The sequence below is a fragment of the Massilia sp. BKSP1R2A-1 genome (genome assembly GCF_050586525.1).
Lineage (GTDB): Bacteria > Pseudomonadota > Gammaproteobacteria > Burkholderiales > Burkholderiaceae_D > Telluria.
The window spans coordinates 272936-289877 of record NZ_JBOBRE010000002.1; the positions used below are offsets into that span (position 1 = coordinate 272936).

Annotated in this window: 21 protein-coding genes; 10 read left to right on the top strand and 11 right to left on the bottom strand. The window is 66.0% G+C overall.

Annotated features, from left to right (window positions below; all coding sequences use genetic code 11):
• Positions 1 to 106: 106 nt before the first annotated feature.
• Positions 107 to 304 carry a hypothetical protein gene (locus ACQ7JA_RS04465; protein ID WP_258827719.1) on the bottom strand — a complete coding sequence of 66 codons (198 nt, stop codon included), beginning with the start codon at positions 302 to 304 and terminating at the stop codon, positions 107 to 109.
• A 256-nt stretch (positions 305 to 560) separates the two neighbouring features.
• Between ACQ7JA_RS04465 and ftsY the strand changes: the two genes are divergently transcribed.
• From ftsY to rpoH, 4 genes are all read left to right on the top strand, one after another.
• Positions 561 to 1646, top strand: coding sequence for a signal recognition particle-docking protein FtsY (ftsY, locus tag ACQ7JA_RS04470; RefSeq protein WP_430894922.1), 1086 nt, complete (start codon positions 561 to 563; stop codon positions 1644 to 1646).
• 11 nt (positions 1647 to 1657) lie between these two features.
• Positions 1658 to 2320 (top strand): cell division ATP-binding protein FtsE, encoded by a 663-nt coding sequence (locus ACQ7JA_RS04475; protein WP_430894924.1) that lies wholly within the window; start codon positions 1658 to 1660, stop codon positions 2318 to 2320.
• The gene (gene ftsX, locus ACQ7JA_RS04480) at positions 2317 to 3240 is read left to right on the top strand and encodes a permease-like cell division protein FtsX (protein ID WP_430894926.1); all 924 of its coding nucleotides are present in this window, start codon (positions 2317 to 2319) and stop codon (positions 3238 to 3240) included. The genes ACQ7JA_RS04475 and ftsX overlap by 4 nt, the downstream gene beginning before the upstream one ends.
• 468 nt (positions 3241 to 3708) lie before the next feature.
• Positions 3709 to 4599 (top strand): RNA polymerase sigma factor RpoH, encoded by an 891-nt coding sequence (gene rpoH / locus ACQ7JA_RS04485; RefSeq protein WP_258827715.1) that lies wholly within the window; start codon positions 3709 to 3711, stop codon positions 4597 to 4599.
• A 61-nt stretch (positions 4600 to 4660) separates the two neighbouring features.
• On the opposite strand, the gene ACQ7JA_RS04490 is transcribed toward rpoH, so the two are convergent.
• The 3 genes from ACQ7JA_RS04490 to ACQ7JA_RS04500 form a co-directional block, all read right to left on the bottom strand.
• Positions 4661 to 4999, bottom strand: coding sequence for a hypothetical protein (locus ACQ7JA_RS04490; RefSeq protein ID WP_430894929.1), 339 nt, complete (start codon positions 4997 to 4999; stop codon positions 4661 to 4663).
• Between the two features lie 41 nt (positions 5000 to 5040).
• A complete protein-coding gene (locus ACQ7JA_RS04495; protein WP_430894931.1) occupies positions 5041 to 5169 on the bottom strand; it encodes a hypothetical protein in 129 nt (42 codons plus the stop codon).
• Between the two features lie 93 nt (positions 5170 to 5262).
• Positions 5263 to 5688 carry a hypothetical protein gene (locus tag ACQ7JA_RS04500; RefSeq protein ID WP_430894933.1) on the bottom strand — a complete coding sequence of 142 codons (426 nt, stop codon included), beginning with the start codon at positions 5686 to 5688 and terminating at the stop codon, positions 5263 to 5265.
• Positions 5689 to 5865: 177 nt separating this feature from the next.
• On the opposite strand from ACQ7JA_RS04500, the gene yghU reads away from it, so the two are divergent.
• Positions 5866 to 6702 carry a glutathione-dependent disulfide-bond oxidoreductase gene (yghU, locus tag ACQ7JA_RS04505; protein ID WP_430894935.1) on the top strand — a complete coding sequence of 279 codons (837 nt, stop codon included), beginning with the start codon at positions 5866 to 5868 and terminating at the stop codon, positions 6700 to 6702.
• Between the two features lie 125 nt (positions 6703 to 6827).
• The gene (locus ACQ7JA_RS04510) at positions 6828 to 8207 is read left to right on the top strand and encodes an alpha/beta fold hydrolase (protein ID WP_430894940.1); all 1380 of its coding nucleotides are present in this window, start codon (positions 6828 to 6830) and stop codon (positions 8205 to 8207) included.
• On the opposite strand, the gene ACQ7JA_RS04515 is transcribed toward ACQ7JA_RS04510, so the two are convergent.
• Positions 8201 to 8551, bottom strand: coding sequence for a response regulator (locus ACQ7JA_RS04515; protein ID WP_430894954.1), 351 nt, complete (start codon positions 8549 to 8551; stop codon positions 8201 to 8203). The two genes, ACQ7JA_RS04510 and ACQ7JA_RS04515, sit on opposite strands and share 7 nt — an antisense overlap.
• Before the next feature lie 2 nt (positions 8552 to 8553).
• Positions 8554 to 10296 (bottom strand): histidine kinase famiy protein, encoded by a 1743-nt coding sequence (locus ACQ7JA_RS04520; protein ID WP_430894956.1) that lies wholly within the window; start codon positions 10294 to 10296, stop codon positions 8554 to 8556.
• Positions 10297 to 10454: 158 nt separating this feature from the next.
• On the opposite strand from ACQ7JA_RS04520, the gene ACQ7JA_RS04525 reads away from it, so the two are divergent.
• The 3 genes from ACQ7JA_RS04525 (at position 10455) to ACQ7JA_RS04535 (ending at position 11665) form a co-directional block, all read left to right on the top strand.
• A complete protein-coding gene (locus ACQ7JA_RS04525; protein ID WP_430894958.1) occupies positions 10455 to 10934 on the top strand; it encodes a VOC family protein in 480 nt (159 codons plus the stop codon).
• A gap of 55 nt (positions 10935 to 10989) precedes the next feature.
• Positions 10990 to 11463 (top strand): hypothetical protein, encoded by a 474-nt coding sequence (locus ACQ7JA_RS04530; RefSeq protein ID WP_430894960.1) that lies wholly within the window; start codon positions 10990 to 10992, stop codon positions 11461 to 11463.
• A gap of 94 nt (positions 11464 to 11557) precedes the next feature.
• Positions 11558 to 11665 (top strand): VOC family protein, encoded by a 108-nt coding sequence (locus ACQ7JA_RS04535; protein WP_430894962.1) that lies wholly within the window; start codon positions 11558 to 11560, stop codon positions 11663 to 11665.
• Here the strand turns inward: ACQ7JA_RS04535 and ACQ7JA_RS04540 are convergent.
• From ACQ7JA_RS04540 to ACQ7JA_RS04560, 5 genes are all read right to left on the bottom strand, one after another.
• Positions 11662 to 12084, bottom strand: coding sequence for a hypothetical protein (locus ACQ7JA_RS04540; protein ID WP_430894964.1), 423 nt, complete (start codon positions 12082 to 12084; stop codon positions 11662 to 11664). The genes ACQ7JA_RS04535 and ACQ7JA_RS04540 overlap by 4 nt on opposite strands.
• 90 nt (positions 12085 to 12174) lie before the next feature.
• The gene (gene htpX / locus ACQ7JA_RS04545; protein WP_430894966.1) at positions 12175 to 13047 is read right to left on the bottom strand and encodes a protease HtpX; all 873 of its coding nucleotides are present in this window, start codon (positions 13045 to 13047) and stop codon (positions 12175 to 12177) included.
• A gap of 30 nt (positions 13048 to 13077) precedes the next feature.
• Positions 13078 to 14640: a TerC family protein gene (locus tag ACQ7JA_RS04550; RefSeq protein WP_430894968.1), complete on the bottom strand. Its 1563-nt coding sequence runs from the start codon at positions 14638 to 14640 to the stop codon at positions 13078 to 13080.
• 102 nt (positions 14641 to 14742) lie between these two features.
• Complete coding sequence (locus ACQ7JA_RS04555; protein WP_430894970.1) at positions 14743 to 15054, bottom strand: hypothetical protein; 312 nt, start codon at positions 15052 to 15054, stop codon at positions 14743 to 14745.
• Positions 15055 to 15113: 59 nt separating this feature from the next.
• Entirely contained in the window at positions 15114 to 15875 is a 762-nt protein-coding gene (locus ACQ7JA_RS04560) for an isocitrate lyase/PEP mutase family protein (protein WP_430894972.1), read from the bottom strand.
• Between the two features lie 136 nt (positions 15876 to 16011).
• Here ACQ7JA_RS04560 and ACQ7JA_RS04565 point away from each other — a divergent pair, with 136 nt between their 5' ends.
• Positions 16012 to 16830 carry a helix-turn-helix domain-containing protein gene (locus ACQ7JA_RS04565; RefSeq protein ID WP_430894974.1) on the top strand — a complete coding sequence of 273 codons (819 nt, stop codon included), beginning with the start codon at positions 16012 to 16014 and terminating at the stop codon, positions 16828 to 16830.
• Positions 16831 to 16942 lie beyond the last annotated feature (112 nt).

Here is a 16942-nt window from a genome sequence, read left to right on the forward strand (position 1 = left end):
CGGCTTCGCCGTCCGCGCGTTCACCTCACGGATGCACTGCCGCAACGCATGTTCTGGCTGAACGCGCGGACGGCAGAGCCGTCCACCCTAGCTGTTTTGCGGCCGGTTATTGTCCGAGGTTCAGCTCGGCCGGCAGCGGAATCGGCTTGTCGAAGAAACTGACCGGCTCGCCGGAAGGATTCGTCAGGAACAATGCGACGAGGGCGATGAACGCCCACACGATAATGTTGCGCAGGTTCGCAGCGCTGCCATCCGTGGCGTTGTCACCATAGATGAGGCGCTTCAGGAAATTTGAAATTTTCACGGTGTGTCCCGTTTATCGTATTTCTATACAGGTTTTCTCTCTGCGTTCAAGATAGCGCAAGTCGCAATCGTTTTCCAGACGTGCACTGTTGAGCAGCCAGTCGGTTTCATCAATAACACAACATATAGTTCCTTCGACGCATATTGAAGCGTCAATACCCGGGCACGGCGGAACAGTCTTGCTGCTCTGGTAAAATATTCGCTACTTTTTTCATCGCCGGCGCCAGCCGGCTTGCGCGCAGGATCCGCCACCACATATGTTTAGTTTCTTCAAGAGAAAGAAGCAGGAAACCCAGGCTCCCGAGCCGGCCGCGCCGAGCGCCCTTGCTCCCGCCCCCGCTCCCCAGCCGGCGCCGGAGCCGCTCAGCGCCCCCGCGCCTGTTGCGCTGGAAGCCGGCGAGCTGTTCCCGGAAACCGCCGAGCGCCCCACCACCGAGGCCGAGAAGAAGCAGTCCTGGATGACGCGCCTGAAGGCCGGCCTGTCCAAGACCTCGAACAACCTGTCGCTGCTCTTCGTGGGCGCGCGCATCGACGAAGACCTGTACGAGGAACTCGAATCCGCGCTCCTGATGTCGGACGCCGGCATGGACGCGACCCAGCACCTGCTCGACGCCCTGCGCCGCAAGGTCAAGGAAGACAAGCTGCTCGATGCCGCCGCGGTCAAGACCGCGCTGAAGGAGCTGATGGTCGAACTCCTGAGTCCGTTGCAGAAGCCCCTGGAACTCGGCCGCCACGAGCCGCTCGTGATGATGATCTCGGGCGTGAACGGCGCCGGCAAGACCACCACCATCGGCAAGCTGGCCAAGCACATGCAGCGCGAAGAGCAGTCGGTGCTGCTGGCCGCCGGCGACACCTTCCGCGCCGCCGCGCGCGAGCAGCTGATGGTCTGGGGCCAGCGCAACAACGTCACCGTGATCTCGCAGGCGTCGGGGGATCCGGCCGCCGTCGCCTTCGATGCGGTCCAGTCGGGCAAGGCGCGCGGCGTCGACGTGGTCATGGTCGACACGGCCGGCCGCCTGCCGACCCAGCTGCACCTGATGGAAGAACTCAAGAAGATCAAGCGCGTCATCGGCAAGGGCATGGATGGCGCCCCGCACGAGACCCTGCTCGTCATCGACGGCAACACCGGCCAGAATGCGCTGGCCCAGGTGAAGGCCTTCGACGACGCCCTGCAGCTGACCGGCCTGGTGATCACCAAGCTGGATGGCACCGCCAAGGGCGGCGTGCTGGCCGCGATCGCGCGCACCCGCCCGGTGCCGGTCTACTTCATCGGCGTGGGCGAGAAGCTGGACGACCTGCAGCCTTTCAATGCCGAAGAATTCGTCGAAGCGCTGCTCGGTTAACCAGACACCACATGATCGAATTCCAGTCCGTCTCCAAGCAATATTCCCATGATGCCTACGCCCTGCGCGATGTCTCGCTGAACATCGCCAAGGGCGAGCTGGTCTACCTGGCCGGCCCTTCCGGCGCCGGCAAGTCGACCCTGATGAAGATGGTGGCCGCGGTCGAACGTCCGACCGGCGGCGTGGTCACCGTCAACGGCCAGGACATCGGCCGCATCAAGAAGGCCGGCATCCCCTTCCTGCGCCGTAACCTGGGCCTGATCTTCCAGCACCAGCGCCTGCTCAACGACCGCAACATCCTCGGCAACGTGATGCTGCCCCTGCTCGTCACCGGCGCTCCGAAGGCGCAGGCCGAGGGGCGCGCCCGCGCGGCGCTCGACAAGGTCGGCCTGCTGGACCGCGCGAAAGCGATGCCGCTGGAGCTCTCCGGCGGCGAGCAGCAGCGCGTGGCGGTGGCGCGCGCCATCGTCAACCGGCCGCAGATCATCCTGGCCGACGAGCCCACGGCGAACCTCGACCGCGCCGCGGCCGACCGCGTGCTGGACGCGCTGCGCGCCTTCCACGCCGCGGGTGTGACCTGCGTGATCTCGACCCACGACGACCAGGTGCTCGGCAGCGCGACCGCACGCGTGATCCGCCTCGAACAAGGCCAGATTGTGGGAGGTGGCGTATGAGCCCGTGGTTCCGCCAGCACCGCTTCGCCTTAGGCGCGGCCCTGTCCACCGTGCGCAAGGCGCCGGGCAGCTTCCTGTTCAACGTGCTGGTGGTCGCCTTCGCGCTGATGCTGCCCTTCGCCGGCATCACCCTGCTCGACAACGTCCGTCCCCTGTCCGAACAGCTCTCGGTCGATCCGGAAATCAGCCTGTTCATGAAGCAGGATGCCACGCGCGAGGAAGCCAATGCGCTGGCCCCGCAGATCCGCCGGATCGTCGCAAGCGGCGGCCGCGCGAACGTCGGCTTCGTGCCGCGCGAGCAGGCGCTGGCTTCGCTGAAGGAAAAGAGCGGCCTGAGCGACGTGCTCGACACCCTCGGCGACAACCCGCTGCCCGACAGCTATGTGTTGAAGCTGGAAGGCTTCGCACGCGGCGGCGCGGCGGAAGGGGTCGACCTGATCGTCGGGCAGCTGCGCGCCCTGCCCGGCGTGGACACCGTGCAGGTGGACTCGGCCTGGGTCAAGCGCCTGGCCGCCCTGCTGAACATCCTGCGCCTGGCCCTGCTGCTGCTGGCCGTCACCCTCGGCATCGTGGTGATCGCAGTGGTGTTCAACACCATCCGCCTGCAGGTGCTGACGCAGAAGGAAGAAATCGCCGTCTCCAAGCTGCTGGGCGCGACCGACAATTTCATCCACCGCCCCTTCTACTACACCGGCGCCCTGCTCGGCCTGTGCGCCGGCGCCGTGGCCCTCGGCGCGGTAACGCTGGCGCTGTCGCCCCTGAACCGGGCGATCGCCGGGTTCGCGCGCCTGTACGCCTCGGAATTCCAGCTGGCGCCGCTCGGCGGACTGGAAATCGCCGGCTTGCTGGCGGTCAGCGCCGGGCTCGGCCTGATCGGCGCCATGCTCTCTGTGCAGCGTCACCTCGCGCGGGTCCGGTAAGGCAGATTTCACATGGGCAGGACTTGCAATCCTGCCCATGGTCCCCACCTGCCCGATACGGCCTATCCGTCCCTCCCTACGTGCAGACGGGCCCTCGTCCTACAGGGCTCGCTGTGCGAACGTGCGCCATCCAACAGAAGCCGTCTTCAAGCCTCCGTAACCTGTCCTTACGGCGATTTCCAGTGCTTTTAGGCGTACGTTTGAGTTGAATCAACTAAGTTCGCGCCGTCTACTCTACAGTGGAAACGGCGCGTTTTTGATTCCTATAGGCAATACTTTAGCCAAACTTAATCGATTCCGGCAAAGCGATGGCTTGCCTAGCACTCACCCCGGGAGAGTGCTAATATATGTTCCGAACACAGCGAAAATCAAGATGAGCACCCGGTAACAAGCAGTAACGCTGGTGTCGCGCGACAGGGGTTCGTGGCACATTAAGGGTGCAGCAAGATTACTACAAGGGAAATGAATATGTCCGCACAATCCGCATTGGTTCCTGCCGGCAGTCGTGCCCTCAACCTGGGTTTCACCGGCAATCTCGGCAATATCGACGCCTACATCTCGGCCGTCAACCGTCTGCCGATGCTGAGCCACGAAGAAGAAGTGTCGCTGGCTAAGTCGCTGCGGGAAAAGAATGATTTGGAAGCAGCACAGAAGCTGGTGCTCTCGCACCTGCGCCTGGTGGTGTCGATCGCGCGTGGCTACCTCGGCTACGGCCTGCCCCACGCCGACCTGATCCAGGAAGGCAATATCGGCCTGATGAAAGCGGTCAAGCGCTTCGACCCGAACCAGGGCGTGCGTCTCGTTTCGTACGCGATGCACTGGATCAAGGCCGAGATGCACGAATACATCCTGAAGAACTGGCGTCTGGTGAAGGTCGCGACGACCAAGGCCCAGCGCAAGCTCTTCTTCAACCTGCGCAGCAACAAGGTGGGCCTGGACGCGATGACGCCGACCCAGGTGGATGAGCTGGCGAAGATGCTCGACGTCAAGCGCGAGGAAGTGATCGAGATGGAAACCCGCCTGTCGGGCCGCGACATCGCCCTCGAATCGCCGACCGACGACGAAGACGACAAGTTCGCGCCGATCGCCTACCTGTCCTCGGACCAGCAGGAGCCGACCAAGGTGCTGGAAGCCGAACAGGTCACCCGCCTGCAGTCGGAGGGCCTGGAAACCGCGCTGGGCAAGCTCGATCCGCGTTCGCGCCGCATCGTCGAGGCGCGCTGGCTGGCCAACGACGACGGTTCGGGCGCCACCCTGCACACGCTGGCCGAAGAGTTCGGCGTGTCGGCCGAGCGCATCCGCCAGATCGAATCGGCGGCACTGAAGAAGATGAAGGGTGCGCTGGCCGCTTACGTGTAAGCAGGCTCAGCCAACAAAAAACCCCGCTGCGGCGGGGTTCTTTTTTTTCGGCGTGGCCGCCTCAGTGGGGTAGCTTCGACGTTTTCTGCTGCTCCTCGACCATCAGCTTCTCCAGCCCTTTCAACAGGCTGTTGGTCGCGTCGTAGGTCGAGTTCATCTGCGTCAGGACGCGATGGAAGTCGCGTGAATTGAGCTCGCCCAGTTCGAAGCTGCTAAACGTATCGGCGATCCGCGTGTAATCCAGGAAGCTGGTTCCGCGGTTCGACAGCACCACCTGTGCATCGCGCATGGTCGCATACTGCGTCGCGTAGTGCTTCAGCCGTTCCGTCGGCACGCAGGTAAGCGACTGGTTGGCCACGGTAACGTCCCAGGCTTCGTGCTGCAGCGATGGCGTCACCATACTGATGCCAACGTCTCCTCCTGCGCCAGTGACTGCATGCTTCACAGCCTCTTTGTCGGCGACACCTGCCTTGATTCCAGCGCCGGAGCCGTGATGATATTCACGACGATCGTGATGTATTCGCCGGCGAATTCCTCGAACGAGTGGGATTCGGGTACTTCGACGTGCATGGCGGTTCCGGTGGGTTGGCAGAACCGCCAAACATGGCACGCCTTTACACCGCCGTATCCATCCCCGGCCGCTTTGATGCGGGATGCATGAAGCTAGCGCCAGGCCATCAGGATGCGTTGTTCGCCGGCCGGCGCCATGCTGGAAAACATCGTCGCCGGGACCGTCAGGCGGGCGTTGAGCCGATTCGGCGGCGAGCGTGCCGGATCCTCGACCGCGATGCGCATTGCCGCATCGCGGGTCACGAACACATAGGGCGACACCGCCACGAGCGGCATCCTCCCTACCCCGCTCAGTGTCGCGTACATGCGATTGCCGCACATGCTCAAACGCATGGTCCGGCCGTTCGACAGCGCATACTCGCCCGCGATCTCGTCGAACTCGTCATACCAGACATTGTGCATGTTTGACGGAAGCACGATCCTGTCCTGCGGCGCGATGACCCGGACTTCCTCCGTCTGCGCCGATGCAAGCGCAGGCCACGCGGCCAGGGCCAACGCGACGATTCCAAGCTTTCTCATGGTGGTCTCCTTTCCGACAGCGTCCCCGCCAGTGGGCGAGTCATTCGAGTATAGGAAGCGCTCCTGCTTTAGCGAGGACAATCACTCGGCCGTTGGCGATTTTCCGCAGCCGGAAACGTGTTTCGGCTGCCTTGGCTAGAATGGTTGCTTTCATCCGGCAACGACAAGGAAATCCCGATGACCGAGCCCTACGTCCCACCCAAAGTCTGGACTCCGCCCGCCTCGAACGGCGGCACCTTCGCCAACATCAACCGTCCCGTCGCCGGCCCGACGCACGACGCCGAGCTTCCGGTCGGCAGGCATCCGCTGCAGCTGTATTCGCTGGGGACGCCGAACGGCGTCAAGGTGACGATCATGCTGGAAGAGCTGCTGGCCCTCGGCCACACGGGCGCCGAGTACGACGCCTGGCTCATCAAGATCAATGAAGGCGCGCAGTTCTCGAGCGGCTTCGTTGCCGCCAACCCGAACTCGAAGATCCCGGCCATGGTCGACCGCAGCGGCCCCGAGCCGGTGCGCGTGTTCGAATCCGGCTCGATCCTGGTCTACCTGGCCGAGAAGTTCGGCGCCTTCCTGCCCTCAAACGGTCCGGCGCGCGTGGAGACCATGAACTGGCTGTTCTGGCAGATGGGCTCCGCGCCTTTCGTGGGCGGCGGCTTCGGCCACTTCTACGCCTACGCGCCCGAGAAGCTGCAATACCCGATCGACCGCTATGCGATGGAAACCAAGCGCCAGCTCGACGTGCTGGAGCGCCAGCTGGCCGGCCACCGCTACGTGGCAGGCGACGAATACACGATCGCCGACATGGCGATCTGGCCCTGGTATGGCGGCATGGTGCGCGGCGAACTGTACGAGGCCGGCGAATTCCTGTCGGTCCACGAGTACAAGAACGTACGCCGCTGGGCCGACGAGATCGCGGCGCGTCCCGCGGTGGTACGCGGCCGCAAGGTCAACCGCGTGCGCGGCAATCCGGACGAGCAGGTAGCCGAGCGCCACGACGCATCCGACCTCGATTGAGGCATCGGCTGGCGGCAGCGAATCCTCAACTCGTTCCCTTGTAGCGTAGGCCTGTCGCCGGGCGATGGCGCTTTGCAGGCGGGAACCGCACACTGGCGTCCTTCTCCCCGATCGAAGGAACGTCGATGACAAAAGGATTCCCGCCCTTCGCGGCGCTGCTGCTGGCCCTCCTGTATGGCGGTCCCGCCCAGGGCGCGCGCTTCCAGCCCTGTGAAGATGCCCTCGGCGACAGCGTCTGTGCCCGCCAGACGGCGCCCCTGTCGCATGCGCCGGGTGTCACGGGAGAGCAGCTTTCGCTATTCGTGCGCAAGTTTCCGGCCGCCGGTCCAGGCAAGGGCACGGTGTGGCTGGTGGCCGGGGGCCCGGGAGAATCCGGCGCCTCCCTCTACCCCTTCATCGAGCGCCTGCGCCGCAGCTTTCCCGGCTTCGACCTGCTGGTGCCGGACCACCGCGGCACCGGATTTTCCAGCCGCCTCTGCCCCGCGGAGGAAGCCGCCGGCAGCCCGGGCGGCATGGCGCTCGCCGGCGCCGAATGGGCCAGCTGCTTCGATGGCTTGAACGGCCAGCCCGGGCGCGCCCGCCAGTTCACGATCACGAATGCGGCGCACGACCTGCGGCAGCTGATCCTGCGTCATCACGACGGCAAGCCGGTCTATGTCTACGCCGTCTCCTACGGCACGCAACTGGCGCTGAGGGCCTTTCAGATCGGCGCGCTGCCGGTCACCGGCCTGGTGCTCGATTCGCTCGTGCCTCTGGAAACCGCCGGGAAATGGGACCTGAGCCGGCGCTCCCTGGTGGTGGACGACGTCGGCCGCCAGGTGCTGGCGCGCTGCGACGCCGACCCGCGCTGCGCCGCCATGCTGGGCGAGCCGGCGGCAAACCTGTACCGGCGCGTGCTGGCCTCGGACACGCCGCAGGCGCATGGCTTGCCGCGCCTGATGGGACGCCTGCTCGACGTGCCGGCGCTGCGCGCACGCATACCCTGGCTGCTGCGCGACCTGGGCCAGGGAGGCGGCAGCGAAATGGCGCAGGTGAAGGCGGGCCTGCTCGATGCGGGCGCCGCGCTGGGCGACTACGTTCAGTCGTCGCCTTCGATTCCGCTGGTGGGCATCATCAGCGGCTCCGAGAACAATCTGCGCCCGCACCTCAGCGCCGCCGCATTGAAAGCAGAAGAGGACCCGCTCCTGTTCAGCAGTCCCCTGCCCGGCCTGCTGCTGCAGCCCGGCCTGCCTCTGTACCCACGCGACGGCTACTTCGGCGGCCATCCTTCCCGGCTGCCGCCCACGCTGGTATTAAACGGAACGCTGGACCCGAAGACGCACTACGAGGGCGCCGTCGAGCACGTCGCCGCCCTGCGCGGCGCGGGCAGGATCACGCTGGTCGAGGTGAAAGGCGCGCCGCACTTCATTCTGTGGACAGCGCCCGACTGCTTCGAGCGCCAGGTTGGCGCCTTCGTTGCCGGCCGCGCGCTGCCGCGGACGGATACAGCCTGCGCGGCTTATTGACTGGCCAGGGCCCGCTCGACCGCCGACACCAGATCGGCAGGGGGCACCGGCTTGTTCAGCACCGGCACGTTCTGCAGGTCCGGGCTGCACTCCGCGGCGTAGGCGGTCACGATGATGGCGGGCAGGCCGGGGCGGACGCTGCGCAGGCGCTGGACCAGCAGGTCGCCCGTCATGCCCGGCATGCGCTGGTCGGTGACGAGCGCATCGACGTGGCGGGATTCGAAGACGGCGACCGCGCCATCCGCGTTGGCCGCCGTCGACACGGCAAAGCCCGCGCGTTCGAGGTATTTCTGGAAGACGTAGAGGATCGCTTCTTCGTCGTCCACCAGGAGAATATGCTGCATGCTCATCCTTCGTGCTGGAAGCCGGCCGCCGGGTGCTGGCGGCGGTCGACCTTGAGCGCCTGGCGCACCCGCTCGGCCAGTTCGTTCAGGCGGTAGGGCTTGACCAGCAGCGGAAGCGTGGTCGCCGAGCCGATCGGAGACGGCAAATCGTCGATGTAGCCCGTCGCCAGCAGCACCGGCACCTCTGGCTGGCGCTCGCGCACCAGTTCGGCCAGGCGCAGCCCGTTCATCCCGCCCGGCATGATGATGTCGGTGAACAGCAGGTCGACGCTGCCGTAGCGGTCCATGAGTTCGAGCGCGGCTTCGCCGCTGGCCGCGCCCAGCACCCGGTAGCCCATGCCGCGCAGCGACTGCTCCGCCAGCTCCCGCACTTCCTCGCTGTCGTCCACCACCAGGATGGTGCGCCGGCCGAGGATCGCCTCGGGTGTCCACTTCGGGCTTTCCTTGTTGCCACGCTCCGCCATCATTTCCATGCCCGTCTTCGCGGCCTGCGGGAAGATCATGCGGATGATCGTGCCCTGCTGCAGGCTGCTTTCGATCTCCAGCCGGCCATGCGACTGCTGCACGAAGCCGTGCACCATCGCCAGGCCCAGGCCCGTGCCGGGACCCTTGGTCGTGAAAAAGGGTTCGGTGGCGCGCGCCACCACTTCAGGCGACATGCCCTCGCCCTCGTCGATCACGCAGATCACCACATGGCGTCCCGGCGCGAGGCGATGCTGTTCGAGCTTCTCGATGTCGTCCATGATCGAGGTCGCGACCGTGACCTTGCCGCCGTCCGGCATGGCGTCGCGTGCGTTGATCAGGACGTTCAGCAGCGCCATCTCCATATGGGTCGGATCGAGTGTGCAGGACGGCAGGCCCGGTTTCAGGTCAAGGTGCAGGTCGACCTTGTCGCCCAGGGTCCGCACCAGCATCTCGCTGAACTCGACCACCAGGGAATTCAGGTTGATGCGTTTCGGTTCCAGGCGCTGCTTGCGCGCGAAGGTCAGGAGCTGCTGGGTGAGCTTGCCGGCCTTTTCGCTGGCGAGGCGGGCGCGCTCGATGGCCTGCTCGAGCAGCAGCCGGTCGTCCATGTGCGAGCCGGCGATTTCCAGGTTGCCCGCCACCACCTGCAGCAGGTTGTTGAAGTCGTGCGCCAGGCCGGCCGTGAGCTGGCCGATCGCTTCCATCTTCTGGGCCTGCAGGTAGGATTGCTCCGAGACGCGCCGCCGCGTGATGTCCATCTGCGAGGCGAACCAGTAGAGCAGTTTGCCCTCATTGTCGAACACGGGGCCGACGAACAGGCCATTCCAGAACGCGCTGCCGTCGGCCTTGTAGTTCAGGATGTCGACCGCCACCGCCCGCTCTTCGCTCAGGGCGCGGCGGATCTCGTCGACCGTGTGCGGGTCGGTCTGTTCGCCCTGCAGGAAACGGCAGTTGCGGCCCAGGACTTCCTCTTCCTTGTACAGGGTGAGGTCGAGGAAGGCGCGGTTCACGAAAGCGATCGGGTTGTCCGGCTGGTTCGGATCGGTGACCACCATCGGCATGCGGGTCATCTCGATGGCGGCGAAGAAGATGTTGCCGCGCTCCTCGAAGCCGGGCCTGGAGATGTGCGATGCCTGCCAGTGACGAATGCCCGGGTCGCCGAGCGGACTGTAGGCGCCGCCTTCCAGGGTGCCGGCCGCCGGCGTGCCGGCACTCTGGCCGTGGCCAGCCTCGTCCTGCGGAAGCTCGTCCCGCTCTTCAGGGGTACTGCCTGTCGTCATCTGGTCTCCTCCTGTTGAGCGAAAGCGAACCGGGCGCGCCGGGAAATCGGAATTGGATTGTTGATTATAACAATTCAAATCTTGCAATCCGGATGCGCTATGCTGGCGTGCGTAGGTCGGCTCGCATCCCGATATCCCCTTACCAAATGGAGATTGACATGGTCAGCAAAAACACGATTTGCCTCTGGTTCAATGGCGCCGCCCAGGAAGCGGCCGAGTTCTACGCCGCCACCATTCCCGACAGCCGGGTCGGCGCCATCCGGCGCGCACCCGGCGACTACCCGGCCGGCAAGGAAGGCGACGTCCTGACGGTGGAATTCACGGTGGCCGGCATCCCCTGCATCGGCCTGAACGGCGGGCCGATTTTCCCGCACAGCGAAGCCTTCTCCTTCCAGATCGCGACCGACGACCAGGCAGAAACCGACCGCCTGTGGAACGCCATCATCGGCAACGGCGGCCAGGCGAGCGCCTGCGGCTGGTGCAAGGACAAGTGGGGGCTGTCCTGGCAGATCACGCCGCGCGCGCTGACCGACGGGATGGCCGATCCGGACCAGGCCGTGGCCAAGCGCGTGTTCGAGGCGATGATGACGATGACGAAGATCGACATCGCGGCGATCGAGGCGGCGCGGCGGGGATAGGCGGGACGTGACAATCCGAGCATTTCCAGGTGTGCCGTTCTGTTAGCCTGCAGCGATGAACAGCCTCCCTACCCGCATGGTCTACGCCGCCGCGGCGATCTCGCTGGCCGGCGCGGCGATCCACGTGGCCGCCATCGTCGGCGGCCCGTCCTGGTATCAGTTTTTCGGTGCGCCGCCCAGGATCGTCGACTCCGCACATGCAGGGACCTGGCTGGCGCCAGTTTCCGCTGCCGCGATCGCGTTCCTGATGGGCATCTGCGCCCTCTACGCCTGCTCGGCGCTCGGCTTGGTGCGCCGCCTGCCCATGCTGCGGCTGACGCTAGCGGGCATCGCGGCGATCTGCCTCCTGCGCGGACTCGTGGTGCTTCCCCTGGCGTTCACACATCCCGCGCTGCGCACGCCCTTCGAGGTCATTGCAGCGCTGGTCTGGGCCACGGCCGGCCTTGGTTTCGTGGCGGGATTCTTCGCGGCCAGGCCGTACTCGCCGTCGGCACACGCCGGGCGAGGCCAGGCGCGCAAGTCTCCGTGAACGCCGTGCCGGCCGCCAGGACGCAATGCTGTGGAATCAGGTACAGTGGACGTTTGTGCGCCGCCCGGGCACATGAAGCGACAAGGGAGAAGGCATGCAGCAATCCATCGTGCACATCGCACTGGTCGTACGCGACTACGACGAGGCCATCGATTTCTATGTCGGGAAGCTCGGCTTCGAGCTTCTCGACGACGGTCTCTAACGCGCGTAGGCCCGTAGATCTTTGGGCAGCTGGTAGACCGGGCAATATCGGTAGGTAGTGGAATGGCCACGGATCGTCTGGCTGAACGTCAGCGCATCCGCCACCCTGATCTTCTGGGTCTGGTCGAAGCGTGGTCCAGGCCCCGAACCCGCATCGATACAGCTCTGGCGCACTGTATACACCTTGCCTTTTTTCGACAGCACCTTGGCGCGGCAGGCGCGCGTGTGCGCGGTGCTGATGCCCTTGCCGTCGTAGCGGCGGATCGCCGCGTTCGGCGGCGATCCGCAATCCATGCTGGTGTCGACGTAGATCCCGGGTTTGAGGCGGTAAACGCCGCCTGGCTTGGGCGAGGTGTCGACGCTCGCCCAGGAGGAGGCGCAGCAGGCGATGAGCAGGCAGGAAAGGAGGGTTCGTTTCATCGGAATCGACTTTATGTGATCGAAACCGCAGTCTACGTCCGCCCTGCCCTGCCGCTCGGTTCGCCCGCTAACCTTGGCGCCTCACGGCGATCACTGCCCCTGCAGGGCCGCGATGCGCGATTCGATCGGCGGATGGCTCGAGAACAGCGCCAGCGCGCCCTTGCCCGAAATGCCGAATGCGGCCATGTTCTTCGGCAACTCGCCCTCGGCCAGGCCGCCCAGGCGGCGCAGCGCGGCGATCATCGGCTGCGGACGGCCGATGATCCGGGCGGCGCCGCGGTCGGCGCGGTATTCGCGCTGGCGCGAGAACCAGGCCACGATGATCGAGGCCAGGATGCCGAACAGGATCTCGCAGACGATCACCGTCACCATATAGCCGATGCCGGGGCCGGACGATTCTTCGTCGTTCTTGCGCAGCATGCTGTCGACAAAATAGCCGACGATGCGCGCCAGGAAGATGACGAAGGTGTTGACCACGCCCTGGATCAGGGTCAGCGTCACCATGTCGCCGTTGGCGATGTGGGCCACTTCGTGCGCCAGCACGGCCTCGACTTCTTCCTGGGTCATCGACTGCAGCAGGCCCGTGGACACCGCCACCAGCGAGCTGTTTTTGGTGGTGCCGGTGGCGAAGGCATTCGGTTCGCCTTCATACACGGCCACTTCCGGCATCCCGATGCCGGCGCGCTGGGCTTGCGCCGCGACGGTATCGACCAGCCAGCGCTCGGTGGCGTTGGCCGGCTGGGTGATCACGCGTGCGCCGGTCGACCACTTGGCGATGGTCTTCGACATCAGGAGCGAGATGAAGGCGCCGCCAAAGCCCATCAGGGCGGCGAACACCAGCAGCATGCCCAGGTTCAGGCCGTTCGAAGTGAGGAAGCGGTTCACGCCGAGCAGGCTGGCGGTGAGGCTCAGCACCAGCATCACGGCGACGTTGGTGACGAGGAAAAGGACAATGCGTTTCATGATGGTTCCTTCAATAGCGATCTAAATGGTTTATTCGGTTTGGGCGTCAAGCTGCGTCTCCACGCGGCGGATCGCCACGCGCACGATGCGGCGATCCTCGACCGCCAGCACCTCGAAGCGCAGGCCGTCGGCCTCGATGGCGTCGCCCGCCACCGGCAGGGTCTCGAAGCGCTGCAGCAGGAAGCCGGCCAGCGAGCTGTAGTCGGCGTCTTCCTCGACCAGGGCGTCGGTTTCCAGCAGCTGCTCGAGCAAGTGCAGGTCGGCGCTGCCGTCGGCTTCCCAATGTCCGGGGGCCTGCTGGCGGATCGCCGGCTGCTCGTCCTCGTCCGGGAATTCGCCGGCGATCGCCTCCAGCAGGTCGATCGGCGTGAGCAGGCCCTGCACCACGCCGTACTCGTCGGCCACCAGCACCAGCTGGCCGTGGGCGCGCTTGAGCGTGTCCATGGCCCTCAGCACGCCCGCCGTGTCGGGCAGGACGATCGGTTGGCGCAGCAGGTTCGTGTCGTTCTCGTCGATGTGGCGGTGCATGAGCAGCGCGCCGATCAGGTCCTTGGTGCGCGCCACGCCGACCACATGGTCGACATCGCCGCGGCAGACCGGCAGCTGGTTGTGCGGCGTCTCCTGCAGCTGCTGCAGGATGATGCCGGGCTCCTGGGCCAGGTTCACCCAGGACATCTCCGCGCGCGGCGTCATGATCGAGCGGATCGAGCGGTCGGCCAGGCGCAGTACGCCGCTGACCATATTGCGTTCCTCCACCCCGAAGGCTTGCGCTTCCGTGGCCGGCACGGCCTGGTCTTCTTCCTGCACGGCCTGGTGCTGCTTGCCCAGCAGGCGCAGTACCGTGTCGGCGGTGCGCTCGCGGAATGGCACGCGCGCCTCGTTCTTGAGGAAGTTACGGCGCGCGAACTGGTTCAGGGTCTCGATCAGCACCGAGAAGCCGATCGCCGCATACAGGTAGCCTTTCGGGATGTGGAAGCCCAGGCCCTCGGCCACCAGGCTCAGGCCGATCATCAGGAGGAAGGACAGGCACAGCACCACCACGGTGGGGTGGGCGTTGACGAAGCGCGTGAGCGGTTTCGAGGCCAGGATCATGACGCCGATCGAGATGATCACGGCCGCCATCATGACGCCCAGCTGCTCGACCATGCCCACCGCCGTGATCACGGCGTCGAGCGAGAACACGGCGTCCAGCACCACGATCTGCGCCACCACGGCGGCGAAGCTGGCGTAGACCTTGTTGCCGGTCTGCGTGTGCACGACGCCTTCCAGGCGCTCGTGCAGTTCGACGGTCGCCTTGAACAGCAGGAAGAAGCCGCCCAGCAGCAAAATCAGGTCGCGTCCCGAGAACGAGAAGGCGCCGAGCGAAAACAGCGGCGTGGTCAGGGTGACCAGCCAGGAGACGATCGTCAGCAGGCCGAGACGCATGCCCATGGCCAGCGACAGGCCGATGAGGCGCGCCTTGTCGCGCTGGTGCGGCGGCAGCTTGTCCGCCAGGATCGCGATGAAGATCAGGTTGTCGATGCCGAGGACGATTTCCAGGAACACCAGGGTGAACAGACCCACCCATATTCCGGGGTCGAATAGCCATTCCATTGTGCTTGCCTTATCAAGTGAAGAGAACATCGGGCCGCCGGCACGCGCGCGGCGCGTGCCAAGTCGGCTCAGGACGAAAGACGGCAGGCGCGCCCGCCCGCCTCAGGCGGCGCAGGGCGGCTTGAGGGGCGGCGGCAGGGAATGGGAGCGCGGCGCAGCGTCGTGCGGCGGCAGCGCGCCGGCTGGCCAGGCGGCCAGGCGCAACGAGGGTTCGTGGTTGACGATGTCGTGCAGGTCGGCGACCGAAGGCGGCTCGTCGGGGTCGACGTCGCCACGGCTCTCGCCCGTGGAGGTATCGGCTTCGAGCGCCAGCACCACGGCGTCACCCTGCTGCGCGCCGGATACGGACATCGACAGCGCAAAGACGTTCAGGGGGAAGAGCAGGATCAGGAAGATGACGAAAAGTCGTCTCATACAATGCAGGGGGACATGACGGCGCCAGTATAACATGGCGCCGCCCCGGGGCTGGCCGGCTAGGCCAGCACGGCGCGCGCCCCTGCTTCCACGGCCGCCATCGCCGCCAGGTAGGGCGCGGGCCCATGGCTGATGCGCGCCACCCCGGCGGCGGCGAGGCGCGCCACCGAGGGCGCCCCCGGCATCATCATCACGTTCAGCGGCAAGGCGGTGGCCGCCGCCAGCTCGCCGATGACCTCGATGTCGAGCAGGCCGGGGACGAACAGGCCGCTCGCGCCCACCCGCGCATAGGCCTCGGCGCGCGCGATGGCCTCGCCCAGCACGGCCCGCGGCGCCACGTCCGGTGCAAAGAACACGTCCGTCCGGGCATTGATGAACAGCGGCACCCCTCTCGACTCGGCGGTGGCGCGGATCGCGGCGATCCGGGCGCACTGGCTGTCGATGTCGTAGAGGCCCCTGCCCGCAACGACGCGGTCTTCGAGGTTGATGCCCGCCACACCCTGCTCGAGCAGGAGGGCGACATTGGCCGCCGCGGTGTCCGGGTCGCTGCTGTAGGCGCCTTCGATGTCCACGGTGACCGGCAGCGCGGCCGATTGCGCGATGCGACCGGCGACCTGCGCCACCAGCGCCAGCGGGATCTCCTCGCCGTCGCCGTAGCCGTGCGCGGCCGCGAGCGCCCAGCTGCTGGTGCCGATCGCCCGCGCGCCGGCGGCCGCAACCGCCTTCGCGCTGCCCGCGTCCCAGGCGTTGTACAGCACCAGCGGGCTTCCCTTCACGTGCAGCGCCGCCAGTTGCGATGCCGCCTGCCTTTGTTCCTGCATGATGTCTCCTTCGCTTTGGTGGATTGTGGAACGGATGATCGCGCTCTTCCCGGTCCGCCGCAATGACCGGCCCTTGCGCGGAAATATGACCTCCGAGGTGATGGAGGCGGCGCAGGCGAGCCGATAGAATGGCGCCATGAAAAACGACGATCCCGCAAAAGGAGAGCAGGCCACCGTCGGCGCCATGCTGCGCGAGTGGCGCGTGGCAAGGCGCCTGAGCCAGCTCGATCTCGCGCTGCATGCCGACGTTTCGGCGCGCCACCTCAGCTATGTGGAAAACGGCCGGGCCAGGCCGAGCCGCGAGATGATCGCGCGGCTGGCGGACGCCCTGGCGGTGCCGCTGCGCGAACGCAATGCCCTGCTGACAGCCGGCGGTTTCGCGCCGGAGTATGCGCGAACCAGCCTGGATGCGCCCAGGCTGGCGCAGATGCGCTATGCGGTCGACGCGATCCTGGCGCAGCAGGAGCCCTACCCAGCCTTCCTGCTCGACCGCCACTGGAACATCCTGATGGAGAACAAAGCGGCCACGCGGGTGAACCGCTTCATGCTGGGCGGCCGCGACAGCCGGCACAGCAATATGCTGCGCCAGTTCTTCGACCCCGAGGACCTGCGCGGCGCGGTGGAGAACTGGGAGGAGATCGCCAGTTCGATGCTGCGCCACCTCCACAACGAGGTGGCGGCGGCGCGCCCCGACCCGCAGGCCGCAGCCCTGCTGCAGGAAATGCTGGCCTACCCCGGCGTGCCAACCCACTGGCGCCAGCGCGACATCGGCACGGCGCCGGCGCCGGTGCTCACCGCCTGCTTCCGGCAAGGCGAGGTCCGGATCAGCTTCTTTTCCACCATCACTACCTTCGGCACGCCGCGCGACCTCACGCTGGAGGAGCTGCACATCGAATCGTGCTTCCCCATGGATGCCCGGACCGAGGCCTTCTGCAAGTCCCTGCGCAAGGACTGACATACCGACGTCGGTGAAGAAACCGCACAGACGGTGACCATTTCCCGCATCTTTGCCGACAAACTTGCGACAGATCGCAGCCGGCGCCTGCATACGATGGAGGGCCTTCCAT

What these genes read in the sequence shown, in the direction of transcription:
- ftsX (WP_430894926.1), top strand. Translation starts at nt 2,317, where the DNA reads ATGAGCCCGTGGTTCCGCCAGCACCGCTTCGCCTTAGGCGCGGCCCTG.
- rpoH (WP_258827715.1), top strand. Translation starts at nt 3,709, where the DNA reads ATGTCCGCACAATCCGCATTGGTTCCTGCCGGCAGTCGTGCCCTCAAC.
- ACQ7JA_RS04515 (WP_430894954.1), bottom strand. Translation starts at nt 8,551, where the DNA reads ATGCAGCATATTCTCCTGGTGGACGACGAAGAAGCGATCCTCTACGTC.
- ACQ7JA_RS04560 (WP_430894972.1), bottom strand. Translation starts at nt 15,875, where the DNA reads ATGCAGGAACAAAGGCAGGCGGCATCGCAACTGGCGGCGCTGCACGTG.
- ACQ7JA_RS04555 (WP_430894970.1), bottom strand. Translation starts at nt 15,054, where the DNA reads ATGAGACGACTTTTCGTCATCTTCCTGATCCTGCTCTTCCCCCTGAAC.
- ACQ7JA_RS04510 (WP_430894940.1), top strand. Translation starts at nt 6,828, where the DNA reads ATGACAAAAGGATTCCCGCCCTTCGCGGCGCTGCTGCTGGCCCTCCTG.
- ACQ7JA_RS04495 (WP_430894931.1), bottom strand. Translation starts at nt 5,169, where the DNA reads ATGCACGTCGAAGTACCCGAATCCCACTCGTTCGAGGAATTCGCCGGC.
- htpX (WP_430894966.1), bottom strand. Translation starts at nt 13,047, where the DNA reads ATGAAACGCATTGTCCTTTTCCTCGTCACCAACGTCGCCGTGATGCTG.
- ACQ7JA_RS04540 (WP_430894964.1), bottom strand. Translation starts at nt 12,084, where the DNA reads ATGAAACGAACCCTCCTTTCCTGCCTGCTCATCGCCTGCTGCGCCTCC.
- yghU (WP_430894935.1), top strand. Translation starts at nt 5,866, where the DNA reads ATGACCGAGCCCTACGTCCCACCCAAAGTCTGGACTCCGCCCGCCTCG.
- ACQ7JA_RS04550 (WP_430894968.1), bottom strand. Translation starts at nt 14,640, where the DNA reads ATGGAATGGCTATTCGACCCCGGAATATGGGTGGGTCTGTTCACCCTG.
- ACQ7JA_RS04535 (WP_430894962.1), top strand. Translation starts at nt 11,558, where the DNA reads ATGCAGCAATCCATCGTGCACATCGCACTGGTCGTACGCGACTACGAC.
- ACQ7JA_RS04475 (WP_430894924.1), top strand. Translation starts at nt 1,658, where the DNA reads ATGATCGAATTCCAGTCCGTCTCCAAGCAATATTCCCATGATGCCTAC.
- ACQ7JA_RS04500 (WP_430894933.1), bottom strand. Translation starts at nt 5,688, where the DNA reads ATGAGAAAGCTTGGAATCGTCGCGTTGGCCCTGGCCGCGTGGCCTGCG.
- ACQ7JA_RS04525 (WP_430894958.1), top strand. Translation starts at nt 10,455, where the DNA reads ATGGTCAGCAAAAACACGATTTGCCTCTGGTTCAATGGCGCCGCCCAG.
- ACQ7JA_RS04565 (WP_430894974.1), top strand. Translation starts at nt 16,012, where the DNA reads ATGAAAAACGACGATCCCGCAAAAGGAGAGCAGGCCACCGTCGGCGCC.
- ACQ7JA_RS04520 (WP_430894956.1), bottom strand. Translation starts at nt 10,296, where the DNA reads ATGACGACAGGCAGTACCCCTGAAGAGCGGGACGAGCTTCCGCAGGAC.
- ftsY (WP_430894922.1), top strand. Translation starts at nt 561, where the DNA reads ATGTTTAGTTTCTTCAAGAGAAAGAAGCAGGAAACCCAGGCTCCCGAG.
- ACQ7JA_RS04490 (WP_430894929.1), bottom strand. Translation starts at nt 4,999, where the DNA reads ATGGTGACGCCATCGCTGCAGCACGAAGCCTGGGACGTTACCGTGGCC.
- ACQ7JA_RS04530 (WP_430894960.1), top strand. Translation starts at nt 10,990, where the DNA reads ATGAACAGCCTCCCTACCCGCATGGTCTACGCCGCCGCGGCGATCTCG.